Here is a 16,280-nt window from a genome sequence, read left to right as displayed (position 1 = left end):
GCCCGGCCCATTCTTACAACGTTAAAAGGATAACTTATGAAACTGTTTTCACCGCGAGGCGTGATATACGCACTCGTGATTGTACTCGGCTTGTTGAGTGCAGTACCCAATGTATTGCCCACGTCAATACAACAACATTTGCCACAATGGTATACACAAAATCAGCTCGCCCTTGGCTTAGACTTACAAGGCGGCTCCCATTTGCTTTTGTCGGCCGATACACAGCCATTACTCGACAAAGCATTTGATGATATGAAAGAAAGTCTGTTAAGGGATTTACGTGAAGCTGGTATTCATTATCAGGTTAAATCGACAAAGCAGCATACTCTGGAGCTTTTGTTCAAAGGCTCAGCATCCGAGCGACAGCAAATGTGGGAAATCACCTCTTCTTATCGCTATGACGGTAGTGGTCAACCTCAGTTCAACGTTGCTGAAAACGAGGGGATTTACACATTTACGCTTACTGAAGCGTATGAAGAACGCTTAGTCACTGATGCCCTTGAACGCAGTGTTGAGGTTGTGCGTCACCGGTTAGACGAAACCGGTCTGGTGGAACCTGGTATTTCCCGTCAGGGTAATGGTGGCGTGTTAGTTCAGATGCCTGGCGTAACAGATCCATCCCGCATCAGAGAATTGCTTGGTACAACCGCACAGATGCAATTTCACTGGGTGGTACAAGAGGGTGAAAAGGTAGCGACTATCACTGTGCCGGATAGCGCTGGCAGCCAGCAATATCGTTTGGAAAAGCGGGTTGCCATGGAAGGAGAGCACATCACAGATGCTCAGCTCGCCTTCGACCCCAATACTGGCAGCCCGGTAGTGAATTTTAAACTAGACACTGTTGGCGGCAAGATTTTTGCCGATATGACGCGAGCTCATATTGGCCAACCTCTTGCCGTTGTACTCGACAACAAGGTTATTACGGCACCTGTCATTCGATCTGTAATTGGTGCCAGTGGAGGTGAAATAAGTGGTCAGTTTACCGCCGCAGAAGCCAAGGATTTAGCGTTAATGCTAAGAGCTGGTGCGTTACCTGTTCCCCTCACTGTGATAGAAGAGCGCACGGTGGGGCCGGATTTGGGAAGTGATGCCATACAAATGGGCGTAACAACTGGCTTAATAGGTGCGGCCCTGGTTTTGGCGTTCATGACAACCCTTTACCGCCGTTGGGGTATTATCGCCTGCCTTAGCCTTAGCATTAATATGGGCCTCATATTCGGGATCCTCAGCGGTTTTGGTGCCACTTTGACGTTGCCGGGCATTGCGGGAATTATTCTTACTTTGGGCATGGCGGTAGACGCTAACATATTGATCAACGAACGTATTAAAGAAGAATCCCGAAAAGGGCGGGGCGCAGCAGCGGCTATTACTGCAGGCTTTGAAAAAGCGTGGGCGACTATTCTCGATTCGAGTTTCACAACCCTCATTGCCGTGAGTTTACTGTTCCTCTTCGGCAGTGGACCTATCAAAGGCTTTGCTATCACAATAGGGATTGGCTTATTCACGTCAATGTTTACTGCCATCGCAGTTACGAAAATGCTCATGCGGTGGTTTACCAGAAAGCAAGAGCGCGAAACACTGCGGTTCCCAGGTGTATCCTGGTTAAACGAACTGAGTAAAAAGCCGATCAACTTTTTGCGCGGCAGAGTGATTGGTTTGACTGTATCGGCAGTGCTTTCCATTGCTTCTGTCGTGTTGTTTTTCACTCCTGGCTTACAATATGGCGTTGATTTTACCGGTGGCACCTTGGTGGAAGTAAGCGCACCCGCTGTCTCTGTAGACAACCTCAGGTCTGCACTGGCAACAGAAGGTCTGGCAGATGCAAGCATCCAGGAATTTGGTGAAAAAGGGGGCTATCTCATAAGAGTTCCGTCGGTGGAATTAAGTGATCCGGTTGAACAGGCTGCTGCCCAAAGTCAGCAGGTTGCACAGGTAAAAAGCGCAGTAACCTCGTTGGATGACGATGCCAGTTTTCCGCGGGTTGATATGGTGGGAGCGAAAGTCAGCGACGGTTTTGCAGATGCTTCCATTTTAGCTATTCTCATCGCAGGGGGCGGTATTTTGTGTTACCTGTGGATGCGATTTGAGTCGCACTTTGCCCTTGCGGCTACGGCGACGATTGCGCTGGACTTAACCAAAACAATAGGGTTCTTCGCCTTGACTGGGTTAGAGTTCAATTTAACTGCCGTGGCGGCGCTACTTGCCCTTATTGGTTATTCCATTAACGATAAAGTGGTGGTGTTTGACCGTATTCGGGAAGGTTTTCGCATGTCGCCGGACAAACCTATTGAGCACGTACTTAACAGCAGTATATCGGCAACCCTGACACGAACGCTATTTACGTCGTTTACCACAATGCTCGCTTTGTTGCCTATGGGGATTGCTGGAGGGGCATCTGTCGCGAGTTTTGCCCTTCCTATGCTCTTTGGCATCGTAATTGGTACCAGTTCGTCTATTTTTATTGCTTCGCCAATTTTGTACTATCTGGGAAAAAGGCGGGAGAAAAAAGGATTGAAACAATTGAGGCCTACAGCAGAAGAGGTGAGGGAATCCCTCGCTCATATTCCATAGGCGGTTACATTTTAAACGTTAAGGGAGACATGCATGTTCGCCATTGATTACCAAATTCTGGTAGCCGCAGTGTTACTGTTTGTTGGTATTCTATCCAGTAAGTTATCGCCAAGACTCGGCTTGCCACTACTCGTGTTGTTTTTACTGGTAGGAATGTTAGCCGGGGAGGACGGCCTGGGCCTGGCATTTGATGATGCCACTTCTGCCCATGCTCTTGGCACAATGGCGCTGGCGATGATCTTGTTCGATGGCGGCTTGCAAACGTCTTTCACCTCTATTAAACAGGTGTGGAAACCCGCTGGTTTCCTTGCCACATTCGGGGTTGCCATTACTGCCGGGGTTACTGGCTTAGCAGCGGCTTTTATCCTCGGGTTACCCCCCCTAGTTGGCTTACTCATTGGTGCTATCGTGGGGTCGACTGATGCCGCTGCTGTATTTTCTATTTTGCGCAATGCCGGTTTGCACATTAATCCCCGGCTTAAATCAACCTTAGAAATTGAGTCGGCGTCTAACGATCCCATGGCGATTTTTTTGACCGTAGGTCTGCTGGAGCTAATCACAGCACAAATGGAGCCAGGGTGGGCTCTTCTTGTTTTGTTTGTTCAACAAATTGGAGTTGGTGCCGTCGTTGGGCTGGGTATTGGCTGGCTGGCGGTAAAACTGATCAACAAAATTAAGTTAAGCGCAGCAGGGTTGTACCCCGTTATGGTCGCAGTTTGTGGTTTTTTAACCTTTGGAGTATCAGCGAGCCTTGGCGGTAGTGGCTTTTTGGCAACCTTCATTGCCGGCGTGTTTATCGGCAATAACCGGTTCGTATTAAAGCGTGCTACGTTTATGTTTCACGATGGGCTGGCATGGCTTAGTCAAATTGGTATGTTCGTGATGCTGGGGTTACTGGTCAATCCCGCGTCCTTACTCAAAGTTTGGCAGGAAGGACTGTTGATTGCGGTGATCCTGATCTTTGTGGCTCGTCCGTTAGCGGTTGCGCCTTTCATGGGCTTTGCCGGGTTTAGCAAACGTGAAGTAGGGCTCATTTCCTGGGTTGGGCTTCGTGGGTCCGTACCTATAATTCTGGCCATTTTTCCTTTGTTGTTCGATATCCCTCAAGCCTACCTGATATTCAACGTCGTTTTCTTTGTGGTGTTAATATCAGCCACGTTACAAGGCTCGACTTTGCCGTGGATGGCGAAAAAACTCAAACTCATTGAGCCCGCGCCTGTGACACCTTCCGCTACACTGGAAATCAGTGCATTGGGCGATGTGAATGTGGATATTGTGCAGTATACCCTTGGGGAATCGGCAAAAGCCGTGCACCGCTCTCTGGCTGAGCTGGCCTTGCCCGAAGGAGCTGTGATAGCCATGATGAGTCGAAACGACACAGTGTTTCCACCGCGGGGGTCCACAGTATTGCAGCCTGGAGATCATATTTTTATTGTCATTAAGCCTGGTTTGCGCGCATTTATCGATTGTATTTTTTCCCATACGACATGCTTAAACGAAGCGGCATTGGCATCGGGGGAATTGGTGTTGAAAGGAACGGCGCGCCTTGAGGATATTGCTTTGTCTTACGGCATTACACTGGTGGGAAATCAGGACGAATCTCTGGATGAAATGTTAAAAAAACGTCTTGGAGAAGCGTTCGCAGAAAGCGCAGTGGTAAAAACCAGCGATGCTGAGATGGTCGTTCAGTCGGTGCGGCATAATCGGGCTGCAGCTGTTCAGTATACACGGCTAAATGATTAATACTGATGGATGTGGTTTCCTGCAACCTATGAAACAGGTTGCAGGAAAAGTGGCTTTAGTGTTTCGCCGCGTAATCCTCAACCGCAGACCATACGCGTAAAAAGTTACCGCTTAACACTTTTTCGATGTCAGCTCTTGAATATCCTCGATCCAGCATGCCCTGAACCAAATTAGGGTAGGTAGAAACATCTTTTAACCCTACCGGAAGTGAATCGCCTACACCGTCATAATCAGAGCCTATACCAACGTGGTCGATGCCAATTAAGGCTACCACGTGGTCAATGTGATCAAGTACCTGACTTAACGTGGAATAAGGATACGGGTTTTCCTTGCGGTACTTTTCATCGAAAGCTTTTACTTCAGGACTGTCTTTGCCCAATTCTTCGATGAGTTTATTTTTCTGTTTAGTGAGATTGTTACGCCAATCCTGAGTTTCTTTGGATACAAAACTCGAACCAAAGTTAATCATGATAACGCCGCCGTTTTCACCCAGCTTCTTCACCATATCGTCATTCATGTTGCGTTCGAAACCCGGTGTGTATTTACGCAAGGATGAGTGAGACGCAATTACCGGCACTTTGCTTATTTCCACCGCTTGATAAAATGCTTTGTCAGAGACGTGTGAAATATCAACCATAATGCCCAGGTTGTTCATTTCGACGATCAGTTCTTTGCCAAATGGGCTTAATCCGTTCCATTGTCTGCGCAAGTCATAAGAAGAGTCTGAAATGTGGTTTGACAATGAGTGGGCGAGTGTGATGTAGCGGATCCCCCTTTCGTAGAAGCTGTGGAGGTTGTCCATGCTACCCTGAACTGGCGACCCGTTTTCCATTCCCATAGGCAGAGAAATGAGGCCTTTTTCGAACTGAGCTTGTACGTCTGCCACAGTTTTGGCAATGGCGAACTTCTCTGGTGAGCGGTATACCATCGCTTCAACAAGGTCGATAAGCTGGTGGGCAACAGCGGTCGATTCATCAGAATTGTCGAGGCTGGCGGGTACATAGATAGACATAAAAGGCGCATTCAAACCGCCTTGCTTTGCTCTTGGATAATCGAAATCGCCGCCTTCGGTGGCAACGCTCACGTCTACCCATTTGCGGTGAACACGGTACGGCACGTCAATATGACCATCAATAATAATGGTTTCCTGGGCGATGTTGTTGGCCTCTTTAGATGGCGGTGGGACATCTTCGGCTAACGACTGCGCGCTTCCAAACGCAAGGAACGCCGGTATCAGTAAGGACAAGGGCGTTTTTTTCAATCGTCTCATTTTATTTCCTTTTCTTTTCTTAGTTATTCTGGTGTGTGAAGTTTGACAGCTATTGGTACGACGGTAATGAAGCGTTTTCCACGTCCTAGACTACGAAATTTCTCTTCACGTCACAACGCGCCAGGTAAAAGGCAAAGGTCAACTACCAGAAAAAGAAGCTAAACAGAGATGGGAGCCCCGTTCGGCAAGGCGGTTTGTTAGCAATGATAAAGAAGCTTGTAATAAAAGTTTAAATTTTGATATTGTTTTCCCGCGTGACTTACGGTTCCAAATACGGGATACTGCCTCGCGTCCTGTTGTTAGAGCTTAGTAGCTGCAACAGGCTAGTATAATAATCTTCGTGGTGATCCTTTCCCGATCTGCGTTTGAAGAATGTGCCAATCCATATTGTGTTGACGCGATAATGCAGGTATCACAGGCTTTCTCCAATGGGGCGTCCCAGGTGAATTCCAATTAAACGATTACCACCACCAAACGTAATGAGAAAAGAATTATGGCGATTAACTACATACCGCTGAATAAAGAAAATCACAAAGACTTAAAAGTAGCGGTGAATAACGCATTCGCTTTTGCAAAAAATACGCATTTGTCTGCTGCTTCCATTCGCGAATATGCACAACTGGCTGCTTCTATGCCGTTGGTATTCATCCAGGATCCTAAATCAGAGCGTTATCATTCGGTAGCAATGCTGGGTATGGATCAAGGCCAGAACCTGTTTTTACAAGGTGACAAATGGCAGGGGCCTGCTGTACCAATGAACATCTTGCGTTACCCTTTCGACATTCGTCCTGAAGGTGAAAAACTCGGTGTTTACATTGACGAAAACAGTGACCAGGTTGGTACAGAAGAAGGTCAGCCGTTGTTCAAAGAAGATGGCTCTCCATCAGAGTTCCTTGAAAACCGTCAAAAATTCTTAGGCGATCTGGCGAACAGTGAAATGCTGACTCAGCGTTTCATCAAAGCTGTGGTTGATTTAGAGCTGCTTGATGCAATTCAGATCCGCGTGACTTATAAAGACGGTCAGCAGCGTAACGTTACCGGGATGTTCAGCGTCAATGAAAAACGATTGATTGAGCTGCCTGAAGAGAAAGTGACAGAGCTTCACAAACAAGGTTTCCTGGGTGCTTTGTATGCAATGATGTTGTCAATGGGCCAATTAAACCGCTTGGTTGAATTGTCTAACGGCACTGAAAATCCAATTGTAAACATGCAAATTACCTCGGATGCGGGCCACGCACAGCCAGCAGAACAGGCGTAATACCTAAGCACAGGTCCTGCGTTAATTTCAGTCAAACTCTTAGCGATGGCTGAATATCGTAGGACCTCGTCGATAAAATCCTCTGCTATCTCATTCATCCACATAGCTGTCCATACTGCTGCATCATAGACTGATAGCAGGAGAGTAATATGATCGAAATAAAGCAATGTACTGTGGCATTAAATCCCGACTTTTCTTTTTATGTGGAAGCCTGTCACATCGAAGCAGGTAAACACGTGATAGTAGTCGGTGCAAACGGCAGTGGCAAATCTGCCTTAAGTGCAGTGCTAGCTGGTGAAGGCGAGTGTCAGAAAGGGCAGCGTCTTGTTAACGGTAATGTCGGGTGGGTCAGTACCGCCCAGCAACTGGCGTTGATTGCCGAAGAAAAAAAGAAAGACGATGCCGATATCCTGGATATAGTTCCTATTCCTAGTACTGCCAGAGAAGTCATATTTCGCAACCATCCAACACTCACGCCAGAGCAGGAATTGCGCTTTCAGACGCTTACCAAAGGGCTGCGTATGGCACATTTTCTAGACAGTCATTTTCTTGGGCTATCAACGGGGGAAACCCGCAAGGTGCTGTTGGTAAAAACACTATTAGATACGCCGGACGCGCTTATTCTCGATGAACCCTGGGACGGGTTGGATGCTGAATCCAGTGCATTCCTAGGAACCTATCTCAAGGACATTCGTCAACAATGTACGCAAGTTATTGCTATTAACCGGTTAAGTGAAATTCCGGATTACGCGTGTCGGTTTATTGTTATGCAGCAAGGCAGAATAGCGGGGCAGTCTTTTGGTAGTGTGCTCGGCGATGAGGAGAGGAAACACCTTCATCACCTTCTTCACTTAGAAAGCGTGCCGCAAACTCTGCCAGAGAAAGACGAAGACAGATATGCGCCAAACATGACCAATGAAGACAATGTGCTGGTTCGCTTGTGTGATGGTGAAGTAAGCTACGGCGGCAGAGCCATTTTCAGTTCACTAAACTGGCAAATCAACAAAGGGGAGCATTGGCAGGTTGTTGGACCGAATGGTTCGGGAAAAACCTGTTTACTTAACATGATTACCGGTGATGATCCTCATTGTTACACCAACGACCTTATGGTGTTCGGCTTTCAGCGAGGCAGTGGAGAAAGTATCTGGGATATCAAACAACACATTGGATTAGTATCCAATAGTTTTCACTTGCAGTACCGGGTGAATTGTTCTGTCTTACATGTAGCATTGTCGGGCTTTTATGACAGCATTGGCCTGTACGAGCAGCCAACAACCAAACAAAAGCAACTGGCGACAGCATGGCTTACCCTGGCGGGCATGGCTGATAAGGCGAGCACGCCGTTTCAGTCGTTATCCTTTGGCGACCAACGCTTGTTACTGATCATTCGCGCCATGGTAAAGCATCCTACTTTGCTTATTCTCGATGAACCCTGCAATGGTCTTGATGAAATTAACCGGCTCAAAGTGCTGTCTTTGTTGGGGGTTATCGCCAATGCCGGGGAAAGTACGCTGCTCTATGTCAATCATCACAAAGAAGATCGCATAGCAGGCGTCAACAGGGTGCTTGATATGATGCAATTCTCTCCGCCTGCATAAAATGAAAAGCGGTGTAACCCGGTTTTCTTCTTACTTTTAGTGCAGGTCTGGCCTGTAACTGAGACGTTTCTCTTCATCCCTTCAAATTAATTTATCCACCAATTCATGACTTTTTTGTCATATTTTCATAGGTTTTGCACATACAACTGTATGTAAAAACAGTGCCCAGGCCAGAAAATACGTGGCTTGTAGGCCTGTTTTTACTTGACAGTGGGGAATGTTGGGACCAAACTGTTCAACAAGTGGGTAAAAGTGGCAAATTGTGGATCGCATCATCAACATTTGCAGGTCGGTACTCAGAAAACAAGAACAACAAGAGCACAAAATAAAAGGCTAGGGGAATGTTCCGCGGCGCTAATGCAATCAATCTGGATCCCAAAGGTAGACTGGCTATACCAACAAAATACCGCCAGTCGCTTCTGGATGATTGTAACGGACAACTGGTCTGCACTATCGATACACAGCAAAGCTGTTTGCTGCTTTACCCGCTTCCCGAATGGGAGGAGATCGAACTCAAACTGAGTAAGTTCTCAAGTATGATCCCGGCTGAACGCCGGATGCAGCGGCTGCTTCTTGGTTATGCCACCGAAGGTGACATGGACAAAAGCGGCCGTTTTCTCCTTTCTGCTCCCTTACGCCAACACGCTAACCTCAGCAAAGAAGTGATGCTCGTAGGACAGCTTAACAAATTTGAAATATGGGATGCAGAAATTTGGGCGAAACAAATCGACGCGGATATGGAAACTGAGCGCGACGGTACCTTTGAATTAACCGACCGCCTGCAGGAATTTTCGTTATGAGTAACCCGTTTAGTCACGTTTCTGTGTTACTTGATGAGTGCATTGAAGCCCTGGCAATCAAGCCTGGTGGTATCTACATCGATGCTACGTTTGGCCGTGGCGGTCACTCTGGGAAAATTCTTGATAATTTGGGTGACAATGGACGTTTGATCGCCTTTGACCGTGATCCTCAAGCCATTGAAGCTGCAAGGCAATACGAAGACGACCCTCGTTTTACCATCATTCACGAACCCTTTGGTGACATGGCTACTGTGATTGAAGGTATGTCACTCACTGGAAAAATCGATGGCGTATTGATGGATCTTGGCGTGTCATCGCCGCAATTAGACGATGCCAGTCGGGGCTTTAGTTTTATGAAAGATGGCCCGTTGGATATGCGCATGGATACCAGTCGTGGACAAAGCGCGGCACAGTGGCTGGCAGAGGCTGATGAGCAGGACATCACACAGGTTATTAAAGAATTTGGAGAAGAGAAATTTGGCAAGCGTATTGCCCATGCCATTGTAGAACATCGCCAAACCTCACCTATTACAAGAACCGCTGAGCTTGCTGAGATTATTGATAAAGCGGTACCGGTTAAAGACAAATACAAACATCCCGCTACCCGGGCATTTCAGGGTATTCGAATATACATCAATGCCGAGCTTGATCAGTTGCGGGTGGGTTTAAAGGCTGCGGTGGATGTACTTTCTCCGGGTGGACGACTGGCTGTGATTTCGTTTCATTCCCTGGAAGATCGCCTGGTGAAGCGTTTTATTAAGGAACAGAGTCGGGGCAAAGTAGTACCTCACAATTTACCGGTTACCCAAGCAGAGATAGATGCTGAAAAAGTGCTCAAAGGATTGGGGAAAGCCATAAAGCCATCCGAGGAGGAGGTAGCACGAAATGTGCGCTCCAGAAGCTCGGTACTTAGGGTGGCCGAAAAGTTATGAGCCAGCGCCGGCAAGAGAGGGGAACAGCCCCTACAAACTTCAGCCTGGTGCTGATCCTGGTCTCAGATTTGACCCGCAACAAGTTGCGGGTTTTGTTGTATTTAATGGTTGTGTCAACTGCGTTGGCAGTCGTGCTTGGGAGTCATCTCAATCGTCAGCAAAACATAGCAATGGAAAAGCTGATGCAGGAGAAAGATGATCTGGATGTGGAATGGCGCAACCTGGTGTTGGAGCAGCGCGCCCTGACTGAACACAATCGAATTGAAAGCGAAGTAGAGAAGAAGCTCGATATGTATCGCCCCACGGCTGATCAGGAAGTGGTGGTGAAATTAAAATGAATCCGTTTACCATGTCAGAAAAGAAAGTAAAAAAAGGCGCGAAACAGAATGTCACGCCATCGCTGATGCATTGGCGCTTCCTTTTGGTAATCGCGCTTGTAGTGGGCGTTTTTGCCGGTTTGGGAGCGCGAGCTGCGTATATTCAGGTCATTGCGCCGGACAACCTGATTCAGCAAGGTGATTACCGGACCATGCGCACCCGCGATATGCCTACGTATCGGGGCATAATTACCGACCGCAACGGTGTAGAGCTTGCTGTGAGTGTACCGGTACGAGCAATTTACGCCGATCCAAAAATCATTCACGAACAAGGTGGGCTGGAGCAGCGCGAACGTTGGGAAGCGCTTGCTGATGTATTGGGACGTGATGTAGAAACCTTGCGTAGCAAGGTGCAAAACCCCAAACGCCGATTTGTATACTTACAGCGCCAGGTATCACCAGCCATGGCTGACTACGTGGCAAAACTGGATATTCCCGGCATTTATCTGCGAAGAGAAAGTCGTCGTTACTACCCCAATGGAGAAGTGACTGCACAGTTAATCGGCATAACAGATGTGGACGACACCGGCATAGAAGGGCTGGAAAGACTGTACGACGACTGGCTTACAGGCACGCCGGGCTCCAAGGTTATTCGCCGTGACGCGAAAGGGCGGCAGGTAGAAATCCTCAAGTCAACGGACGGTGAGGATGCTGGCAATCTGAAGCTTACCATTGACCAGCGAATTCAAGCGCTTGCGTACCGTGAAATTAAAGAGGCCATGATTTATTACCAGGCTGCCTCAGCATCGGCGATTGTGCTCGACGCTCACAGTGGTGATGTGCTTGCCATGGTTAATGCCCCTTCGTTTAATCCTAATGACAGAAGCGACGCTTCCCCGCACAGGATGCGGAACAGGGTTATTACCGATGCGTTTGAACCAGGTTCCTCTTTAAAGCCTCTGGCTGTGTTGTCAGCGCTTGAGTTTGGCAGTGTGGATGTGGGAGACATCGTCGATACTCATCCTGGTTGGATGCGCCTTGGCGGCAGTCTGGTAAAAGACACCAGAAATTATGGCAAATTGACGCTGGAAGAAATTATCCAGCACTCTTCCAATATGGGCACATCCCGACTTGCCCTGGGCGTGCCCAAACCCTTCTTGCTTGATACGTATTACAACATGGGTTTGATGAGTGATACTGGCACCAACATGCCCGGCGAAAGCAATGGCATTTTTCACGAACGCAGTCGCTGGTCTGATTTTGAACTGGCCACGCTGTCTTTTGGTTATGGAATTTCCGTTACCACGGCCCAACTTGCCCGTATGTACGCCACGCTGGCGAACGGCGGGGTAAGTGTCCCTTTGAATATCGTGAAGCAACCTCAAAGCACCGGGTATAAACCAGAACCTCAACGGGTGGTTTCAGCCGAACATGCGCGGGCACTACTCGCCATGATGGAAAGTGTGACACAGCGTGGCGGAACAGCCACTAAAGCTGCCGTTCCGGGTTATCGCGTTGGCGGAAAAACCGGTACCAGCCGTAAAGCCATAGCCGGGGGTTACGGTGATGAATACGTGAATATATTCGCTGGTGTAGCGCCTTTGTCTGACCCCCAGATTGTCACTGTGGTACTCATCAACGAACCGGGTGGCGATTTATATCACGCTGGTGATACCGCTGCTCCTGTATTTTCGGAAATCATGGGTGGCGCGTTGCAACTGTTGAATATTCCGCCTGATGATAAACAGGTTACGTCAACCAAGTGGTTGGATGGAGGTCGTAATGGTAGTTAGCGCTTTTGAACAAAGTTTGGGTGTTCTGCTGGCCAAATTTGGCATTAACGCTCCTGATGTACGCATTCAGGGCCTCACTTTAGATAGTCGTGAAGTCACACCTAAACTGGCGTTTGTGGCCGTCAACGGGCATAGCCAGGACGGACGTGCGTTTGTTCCTCAGGCCATAAGTCTGGGAGCCAAAGCCATTCTCGCGCAGACAGAAAAAGTTCGCGAACACGGTCGTATGGAAATGCGCGGCACGACAATTATTGTTCATCTGTATGAATTAAGAGACATTTTGTCTTCATTAGCCGGCGCTTTTTACGATTACCCGGGAACAAAAATGCGCTCGATTGCTGTTACCGGTACAAATGGGAAAACGTCGGTAGTACAAATGCTCTCTCAACTCACTACGAAAAGTGGTACCCGGTGTGGCGCTGTCGGTACGTTAGGGGCGGGGATCTACCTGGGGGAAGATACACAGTGGGATGCCACGCCAGGAGGCAACACTACCCCCGATGCGATTCGCATGCAGTACATTTTGGCAGAGTTTGTGCAACAAAGCGCTCGGCAAGTAGCATTTGAAGCCTCGTCCCATGCTTTGGTTCAAGGGCGATTGAGTCAGGTAAAAACCGATATCGTTGTATTCACTAATTTATCCAGGGATCATCTGGATTATCACCTCACCATGGAAGAGTACGCAAAGGCAAAAAGACAAGCCATGGCGCTTCCCGGTGTGAACACTATTGTTGTGAACCTCGATGATCAGGAAAGCCAGAATTGGCACCTCAATAAACCTGACGGTATCGAAACGGTGTGGTATGGCTTGCAATCTTTACCCGCAGAATTGTCAGAACATCGCCATTGTTTGGCCACAAATGTGGAATACCATGCAGATGGATGTCAGTTCACCCTAACAACAAGCTGGGGAAGCCGCAATGTGAATGTTCCTGTACTCGGTGCCTTCAGCGTACAGAATTTGCTGGCGGTTATTGCCGTTATGCTGGTTCAGGGGCTTCGATTTGAGGATGTGTTAAGCCTGTTGCCTGGCGTAAAGCCGGTGGCAGGACGCATGGAAGTGTTCCACTTTGAACACCATGCCAATGTGATTGTCGACTACGCACACACCCCTGATGCACTTGAAAAAGCACTGGCGAGTGTGCGAGTCCATACCAATGGCGAAGTGTGGTGCATTTTTGGTTGTGGTGGAGACAGAGACAAAGGCAAACGTCCATTAATGGGCAGTGCTGCCGAGGCGGGTGCGCAGCACGTGGTTATCACCACAGACAACAGCCGGTCTGAATCGCCTGATTCAATCGCGGCGGATATAAGAGCGGGACTGACATCATCCACGGTTGCAGTGGATGAGCCTGACAGAGAGACGGCCATTCGCTACTGCCTGAATAAGGCGGCACCGGGAGATTTGATCCTGGTGGCTGGCAAAGGCCACGAAGATTACCAAATCATCGGTGACCAAAAGAAAAATTATAACGAGCGAGCAGTGGTAGCACGCTTGCAAAGGGAGTACAGCTAATGATTAACGCAACGCTGTCCTGGATTGCCGACAAAGTGAAAGGCACCCTCAAGGGGGATGACCGGGAAGTAAATGGTGTAAGCACCGACACGCGTACCCTCAAACAAGGGGACGTGTATATTGCACTCAGTGGTGAAAATTTTAACGGTCACCGCTTCGTAGCATCAGCACAGCAGGCTGGTGCAAGTGCCGTAGTTGCAAGCGAGCCTGTGCAAACAACGCTGCCTGTGATTATGGTTGAAGATACAAAACTGGCTTTGGGATTATTGGGTCAGGCGGTAAAAGCACATGTTGCGCCAAAAACTATCGCTATTACAGGCAGCAGCGGCAAAACAACTGTGAAAGAAATGACTGCCGCCATTTTAGCTCGTCGGGGTAATGTGCTGGCTACTGCGGGTAATTTCAATAATGACATAGGTGTACCTCTGACCTTGCTGAGGTTGACGCCTGAGCATGATTTTGCAGTGATGGAACTGGGTGCCAATCATCAGGGCGAAATTGCGTATACGACTGATCTGGTAAAACCCGATGTTGCGACCATCGTGAACGCAGCCGCTTCTCACCTTGAAGGGTTTGGCAGTTTACTTGGCGTCGCACGAGCAAAAAGTGAAATTTTTAAGGGGTTGGGAGCAAACGGCACAGCCTTTGTTAACGCAGACAGTCAGTTTGCCGAATTTTGGTTGGGCAAACTCAAATACAACAGAGTTAAAACATTTTCCCCCCATCAACAAAACCATTCAGATTTTCGTGCAGACGACATAACTATTGGTTTAGATGGCTGCGCTGAATTTAATCTGATTACGCCTCAAGGGCAGATTGCCATTCAATTGAAAGTGCCAGGCGCGCACAACGTTGGCAACGCCATGTTAGCAGCGGCGCTTAGTCTGGAAGTAGGTGCAACACTGGAGGATGTGCAAGCGGGTTTACTCGATATGGCCCAAGTGAAAGGGCGGTTAAACGTAAAAGCGCTCTCAGCACACTTCAGGCTGCTGGATGATACCTACAACGCCAATGTGGCATCTGTGAATGCGGCTATTGATACACTGTCCAGCTTTTCAGGTCTTCGCGTACTGATCCTGGGAGATATGGCCGAACTTGGGGAAAAAGCACGCTTCTATCATCAACAGGTTGGCGAGTATGCCGAACAAAAAGGTATCGATTTCTTGTTTACACTGGGAAGCCTGAGCCAAAGCGCCAGTGCAGTATATGGGGAACGAGGGTTTCACTTTAGCGATATTGATTCTCTGATGGCACAGCTAAGCGAGGTCGTCATGGCTGATCAGCGGGATATTTCGGTGTTAGTAAAAGGTTCGCGTAGTGCGCGAATGGAAAGGGTTGTGGATGCCATTGAGGTATCGCGCCTGGGAAAGTTTGAACGCCGTCGGGAGCGCATTGCATGTTGATATGGCTGGCCGATTGGCTTAAACAATTTGAACCGGGTTTTTTCGTTTTCTCGTATCTGACGTTACGAGCAATTCTGAGTACCCTGACGGCATTGCTCATTGCCATTGTCATTGGGCCTAAGATGATCCGCTGGTTGCAACGTCTTCAAATTGGACAAACTGTAAGGGACGATGGCCCACAAAGCCATTTGTCCAAAGCAGGAACACCTACCATGGGTGGGCTGCTAATTCTTTTTGCCATCGTAACAAGCGTGCTGTTATGGGCCGATCTCACCAACCGCTATGTCCTGGTAACGCTCGGGGTAGTAATTGGGTATGGCATTATTGGTTTCGTTGATGACTACCGAAAGGTGATTCGCAAAGACGCTAAGGGTCTAATCGCCAGGTGGAAGTACTTCTGGCAATCAGTCATTGCGATTGGCGTCGCCTTTTACCTTTATGCTTCTGCTGATCTGGGGGCTGAAACGTCGTTGCTGGTGCCTTTCTTTAAGGAAGTCATGCCGCAGTTAGGGTTGTTTTACATGGTGGTGGTGTATTTTGCGTTGGTAGGAACGTCAAATGCAGTGAATCTTACCGACGGATTGGACGGCCTTGCTATTGTGCCTACAATTCTTGTCGCTGGCGCTTTGTCTATTTTCGCCTATGTCACCGGCAATGTGAATTTTGCCGAATACCTCAACATTCCTCATATTCCCCTTACCAGCGAACTGGTCATTGTATGCACTGCCATTGTGGGAGCCGGATTGGGTTTCCTTTGGTTTAATACCTACCCAGCACAAGTATTTATGGGGGACGTAGGTTCACTGGCACTCGGTGGTACTCTCGGCATTCTAGCTGTGCTGGTGCGCCAGGAAATTGTTTTGATCATTATGGGCGGCGTATTTGTCATGGAGACTGTGTCTGTAATCTTGCAGGTAGGGTCTTTCAAACTAAGGGGAAAGCGTATTTTTCGCATGGCGCCCATTCACCACCATTTTGAATTAAAAGGGTGGCCAGAGCCCCGGGTGATTGTAAGGTTCTGGATCATTTCGCTTATTCTTGTACTAGTAGGTCTGGCGACCTTAAAACTACGGTAACTC

12 protein-coding genes are annotated in these 16,280 nt (G+C 48.3%); 11 read left to right on the top strand and 1 reads right to left on the bottom strand.

Annotated features, from left to right (window positions below):
- Positions 1-36 precede the first annotated feature (36 nt).
- Positions 37-2,571: a protein translocase subunit SecD gene (gene secD, locus ACXACM_RS17975; protein WP_474823465.1), complete on the top strand. Its 2,535-nt coding sequence runs from the start codon at positions 37-39 to the stop codon at positions 2,569-2,571.
- A gap of 33 nt (positions 2,572-2,604) precedes the next feature.
- A complete protein-coding gene (locus ACXACM_RS17970) occupies positions 2,605-4,314 on the top strand; it encodes a potassium/proton antiporter (RefSeq protein ID WP_474823463.1) in 1,710 nt (569 codons plus the stop codon).
- A gap of 55 nt (positions 4,315-4,369) precedes the next feature.
- Here the strand turns inward: ACXACM_RS17970 and ACXACM_RS17965 are convergent, their stop codons facing one another.
- Positions 4,370-5,584 carry a dipeptidase gene (locus ACXACM_RS17965; RefSeq protein WP_474823462.1) on the bottom strand — a complete coding sequence of 405 codons (1,215 nt, stop codon included), beginning with the start codon at positions 5,582-5,584 and terminating at the stop codon, positions 4,370-4,372.
- A 493-nt stretch (positions 5,585-6,077) separates the two neighbouring features.
- Between ACXACM_RS17965 and ACXACM_RS17960 the strand changes: the two genes are divergently transcribed.
- The 9 genes from ACXACM_RS17960 to mraY all read left to right on the top strand — a co-directional run bounded on the left by ACXACM_RS17960 (position 6,078) and on the right by mraY (position 16,277).
- On the top strand, positions 6,078-6,842 hold the full coding sequence (locus ACXACM_RS17960) for a SapC family protein (RefSeq protein WP_474823460.1): 765 nt from the start codon (positions 6,078-6,080) through the stop codon (positions 6,840-6,842).
- 149 nt (positions 6,843-6,991) lie between these two features.
- Positions 6,992-8,440, top strand: a complete 1,449-nt coding sequence (locus ACXACM_RS17955; protein ID WP_474823459.1) for an ATP-binding cassette domain-containing protein — start codon at positions 6,992-6,994, stop codon at positions 8,438-8,440.
- Positions 8,441-8,781: 341 nt separating this feature from the next.
- Positions 8,782-9,240, top strand: a complete 459-nt coding sequence (mraZ, locus tag ACXACM_RS17950; protein ID WP_474823458.1) for a division/cell wall cluster transcriptional repressor MraZ — start codon at positions 8,782-8,784, stop codon at positions 9,238-9,240.
- Positions 9,237-10,172, top strand: a complete 936-nt coding sequence (rsmH, locus tag ACXACM_RS17945; RefSeq protein ID WP_474823456.1) for a 16S rRNA (cytosine(1402)-N(4))-methyltransferase RsmH — start codon at positions 9,237-9,239, stop codon at positions 10,170-10,172. The genes mraZ and rsmH overlap by 4 nt, the downstream gene beginning before the upstream one ends.
- Entirely contained in the window at positions 10,169-10,510 is a 342-nt protein-coding gene (gene ftsL / locus ACXACM_RS17940) for a cell division protein FtsL (RefSeq protein ID WP_474823455.1), read from the top strand. The genes rsmH and ftsL overlap by 4 nt, the downstream gene beginning before the upstream one ends.
- Positions 10,507-12,282, top strand: a complete 1,776-nt coding sequence (locus ACXACM_RS17935; RefSeq protein WP_474823454.1) for a peptidoglycan D,D-transpeptidase FtsI family protein — start codon at positions 10,507-10,509, stop codon at positions 12,280-12,282. Before ftsL ends, ACXACM_RS17935 begins: the two co-directional genes overlap by 4 nt.
- A complete protein-coding gene (locus tag ACXACM_RS17930) occupies positions 12,272-13,798 on the top strand; it encodes a UDP-N-acetylmuramoyl-L-alanyl-D-glutamate--2,6-diaminopimelate ligase (RefSeq protein ID WP_474823452.1) in 1,527 nt (508 codons plus the stop codon). Before ACXACM_RS17935 ends, ACXACM_RS17930 begins: the two co-directional genes overlap by 11 nt.
- Entirely contained in the window at positions 13,798-15,201 is a 1,404-nt protein-coding gene (locus ACXACM_RS17925) for a UDP-N-acetylmuramoyl-tripeptide--D-alanyl-D-alanine ligase (RefSeq protein WP_474823451.1), read from the top strand. Before ACXACM_RS17930 ends, ACXACM_RS17925 begins: the two co-directional genes overlap by 1 nt.
- Positions 15,195-16,277 (top strand): phospho-N-acetylmuramoyl-pentapeptide-transferase, encoded by a 1,083-nt coding sequence (gene mraY, locus ACXACM_RS17920; protein ID WP_474823450.1) that lies wholly within the window; start codon positions 15,195-15,197, stop codon positions 16,275-16,277. The genes ACXACM_RS17925 and mraY overlap by 7 nt, the downstream gene beginning before the upstream one ends.
- Positions 16,278-16,280: the final 3 nt, after the last annotated feature.

It is taken from the genome of Alteromonas sp. AWQ4_252 (genome assembly GCF_056158205.1).
Note: the sequence above shows the minus strand (reverse complement) of the source record. Positions and strands in the feature narration are given on the sequence as shown.

What these genes read in the sequence shown, in the direction of transcription:
- ACXACM_RS17955 (WP_474823459.1), top strand. Translation starts at nt 6,992, where the DNA reads ATGATCGAAATAAAGCAATGTACTGTGGCATTAAATCCCGACTTTTCT.
- ACXACM_RS17930 (WP_474823452.1), top strand. Translation starts at nt 12,272, where the DNA reads ATGGTAGTTAGCGCTTTTGAACAAAGTTTGGGTGTTCTGCTGGCCAAA.
- secD (WP_474823465.1), top strand. Translation starts at nt 37, where the DNA reads ATGAAACTGTTTTCACCGCGAGGCGTGATATACGCACTCGTGATTGTA.
- ftsL (WP_474823455.1), top strand. Translation starts at nt 10,169, where the DNA reads ATGAGCCAGCGCCGGCAAGAGAGGGGAACAGCCCCTACAAACTTCAGC.
- mraZ (WP_474823458.1), top strand. Translation starts at nt 8,782, where the DNA reads ATGTTCCGCGGCGCTAATGCAATCAATCTGGATCCCAAAGGTAGACTG.
- ACXACM_RS17925 (WP_474823451.1), top strand. Translation starts at nt 13,798, where the DNA reads ATGATTAACGCAACGCTGTCCTGGATTGCCGACAAAGTGAAAGGCACC.
- ACXACM_RS17935 (WP_474823454.1), top strand. Translation starts at nt 10,507, where the DNA reads ATGAATCCGTTTACCATGTCAGAAAAGAAAGTAAAAAAAGGCGCGAAA.
- ACXACM_RS17970 (WP_474823463.1), top strand. Translation starts at nt 2,605, where the DNA reads ATGTTCGCCATTGATTACCAAATTCTGGTAGCCGCAGTGTTACTGTTT.
- mraY (WP_474823450.1), top strand. Translation starts at nt 15,195, where the DNA reads ATGTTGATATGGCTGGCCGATTGGCTTAAACAATTTGAACCGGGTTTT.
- ACXACM_RS17960 (WP_474823460.1), top strand. Translation starts at nt 6,078, where the DNA reads ATGGCGATTAACTACATACCGCTGAATAAAGAAAATCACAAAGACTTA.
- ACXACM_RS17965 (WP_474823462.1), bottom strand. Translation starts at nt 5,584, where the DNA reads ATGAGACGATTGAAAAAAACGCCCTTGTCCTTACTGATACCGGCGTTC.
- rsmH (WP_474823456.1), top strand. Translation starts at nt 9,237, where the DNA reads ATGAGTAACCCGTTTAGTCACGTTTCTGTGTTACTTGATGAGTGCATT.